This window comes from Planctomycetota bacterium, assembly GCA_038746835.1.
Classification (GTDB): Bacteria; Planctomycetota; Phycisphaerae; order Tepidisphaerales; family Tepidisphaeraceae; genus JBCDKH01.
Window position 1 is genome coordinate 1 of sequence record JBCDKH010000286.1, and the last position, 3,043, is coordinate 3,043.

Genomic DNA, 3,043 nt, shown 5'->3' on the forward strand with positions numbered 1-3,043 from the left:
GACCTCGTCTGAGCGTCGGTGCAGAACCGCTGCAAGGTCCCTCGGCTGCGCTCGGGAGGACGGAGAGCAATGTCAGTCCCAGCTCAGCCGTAGGGCGACGACGCCGCGGGGCGGGAGGTCAAGGCGGACAAAGGCTTGACCGTTGGGAGCCTCTTCGATGAGGTAACGCTTCTCCTCTGGGTGAAACAGGTCGCGCATCTGCCAGCCGGGAGGGTTGAGGGACGCATCGACGCCGACGCAGAGCCCATCAGCCTCGCCTAGCGACGGGTTGGCGACGACGACGATCTCGGTGATGTCCAGCACCCGCGCGATGGCAAAAGCACCCTTGTGCATCGGGTCGCCGAAGTTGACGCCGTCGCCGCTGATGGGTCGGAGGTAGCTTCGGCCGTAGCGCAGCGTCGGCTCGCGTCGACGGACCTCGGCCGCGTGCGCGCAGAAGCGGTAGATTGGGTGCGTCTCGTCGAAGAAGCTCTGGCCGACCGTATCGAACGGGCCCCACTTGCCGCCGAACTTGGCCTCGCGGACGTGGGTGTCGGTCTCGGCACTGCCGCCGTCGAAGCCTTGCTCGGTGCCGTAGTACAAACACGGCACGCCCATGCCGGCCAGCAGGACGCCTGTCGCCATGATTGCCAAGCGCGGGTCGCCACCGGGGCGGTCGTAGCCGGGCTCGGTCTGCCCATACGTCCCGGCGAGCAGGCGGTGCCGGTCTCGGCCGCCTTGGTCGTGGTTTTCGAGGTAGCTCAGGAAGTACTGCCCGCTCAGGCCGAAGTCGCGGAAGTGACTGCGTCGCCAGTCCCACATGTCTTCCAGATGCGTCGCCGGCTGCTCGCCGAGCAAAATCGGGATGAGCCGGCGGTGGTATTCGAAGTCGATGACGGCATCGAGTCGCGGATAGTCGCCGGTCGAGTCGGGGTCGCTGTCCGGATCGTGCGTGCCGCCGGAGCCGCTGAGGATTTCGACGTTCGTGCCGATGTACCGACGCATCTCCTCGTCGCCGTCGGCCACCTCGCCGACCTGGAGGAAGTTCTTCTTGCCGATCGAGTAGGCGTATTCGCGGATCGCGTGGATGAAGTCGCTTGCGGCCGGGTGTCGGACGTGGCGTAGCGCGTCGATGCGGAAGCCATCGACGCCGGCGACGGCGATCCAGTACTTGTAGCAGTTGATGACGGCCGACAGCGTCTGGCGATCCTGGAGGTTGATCTTCTTGAGCGACATGAAGTCGCCGTCCTTCGCCTCGGCTGCCGTCGCGGCCATCGGGTCCATCGGCCCCTTGCGGACCCACGCGTCGAGTCGCTGAAGTTCCTTGGGCCAGACGCCTTCGTCGTGGGTCCACTCAGTCTCGAGCTTGTCGCCGCCGTCGTGCCAGCGGGCGATGTCGTAGACCCGGCCGTCGTCGTAGCAGACGTCGTAGTCGGGCTCGCCGTCGTCGCCGGCGTAGCTGAACAGGTCGGCCGCGTGGTCGATGACGACGTCGAGGATGACCCACATGCCCCGCCGATGCGCCTCGGCCACCATCTCCTGGAAGTCCTCGGTCGTGCCGAAGCGTGGATCGACCGCGAGGAAGTCCTGGATCGCGTAGCCGTGGTAGGTCTGCTCGTGCACTCGCTGCTTCAGCGGGCAACTGACCCAGACGGCGTTCGCCCCGAGCCGATTGATGTAGTCGAGCCGCCGCGTCAGGCCTTTGAGCGTGCCGCCCTGGAAGTGCCACCCTTGCGCCTCGTCCCGGCCGCGCTGGACGGTTGCTTCGTCATACGACGGGTGATCGACGCCATCGTCGAAGCGATCGAGGACGACCTGGTAGACGACCACATCCCGCCAGTCCTCCGGCGACGCGAAGCACTCAGACCGCGGCTGGAAATCGAGCCCGAAGGCGGAGTCGGGTGAGGCTTCGAGCATTCGACGCCAGCGTAGCGCGGATGCCGAGGTCGGCTCATGCTGCTGCGGCGGCTGCGGCGGCAACTCTTTTGGTCCGCGTCGGCTTCTTTCGAGTCACTTTCGACTTGGGCAACTTCGGAGCGAGATAGCGGCCTGTGTGGCTCTCTTCGAGCTTCGCGACTTGCTCGGGCGTGCCCTGGGCGACGACCGTGCCGCCGCCGGAGCCGCCTCCGGGGCCCATGTCGATGAGCCAGTCGGCGCACTTGATAACGTCGAGGTTGTGCTCGATGACGAGGACCGTGTTGCCGTGGTCGCAGAGGCGTTGCAGGACGCCGAGCAGCTTGCGGATGTCTTCGAAGTGCAGGCCGGTGGTCGGCTCGTCGAGAACGAAGAACGTGTGGCCGGTCGGGTTCTTGCCGAGCTCGCTGGCGAGCTTGACGCGCTGAGCCTCGCCACCGGAGAGCTGCGTCGAGGGTTGACCGAGCTTCAGGTAGCCCAGGCCGACGTCGTAGAGCGCCTTGGTCATCCGCCAGATGCTCGGGATGTTGGCGAAGAAGTCCTTGGCCTCTTCAACCGTCATATCGAGCACGTCGGCGATCGTCTTGCCGCGATAGTGGACCTGGAGCGTCTCGGGGTTGTATCGCTTGCCTTTGCAGGCTTCGCACTCGACGTAAACGTCGGGCAGGAAGTGCATTTCGATGAGCTTCGTGCCCTGGCCCTGGCACGACTCACACCGGCCGCCCTTGACGTTGAAGCTGAATCGGCCCGGCTTGTAGCCGCGGAGCTTGCTCTCACGCGTCTGCGAAAAGAGCTTGCGAATCTCGTCGAAACAGCCGGTGTACGTCGCCGGGTTGGAACGTGGCGTTCGGCCGATGGGTGACTGGTCGATCTCGATGATCTTGTCGATCTTGCCCATGCCGTTCAGCGCCTTGTGCTTTCCGGGCTTGGTGCGTGATCCGTAGATCTTCCGCTTCATCGCGGGCAGCAGCGTCTGGTTAACCAGCGTGCTTTTGCCACTGCCTGAGACCCCGGTGACACAGACGAAGCCGCCGAGCGGGAACTTGACGCTGACGTTCTTGAGATTGTTCTCGCTGGCCCCCTTGATCTCGATCCCGTTCTTTTTCGCATCTAGCTTGCGCCGCTCCGTCGGCAGATCGATGGTCTCGAC

2 protein-coding genes are annotated in these 3,043 nt (G+C 65.0%); both read right to left on the minus strand.

Features of this window, described 5'->3' with window-relative positions; all coding sequences use genetic code 11:
- Positions 1-72 precede the first annotated feature (72 nt).
- Positions 73-1,896, minus strand: coding sequence for an alpha-amylase family glycosyl hydrolase (locus AAGI46_16655; protein ID MEM1013838.1), 1,824 nt, complete (start codon positions 1,894-1,896; stop codon positions 73-75).
- Between the two features lie 34 nt (positions 1,897-1,930).
- A partial coding sequence (locus AAGI46_16660; GenBank protein MEM1013839.1) for an excinuclease ABC subunit A occupies positions 1,931-3,043 on the minus strand: 1,113 nt, incomplete at its 5' end.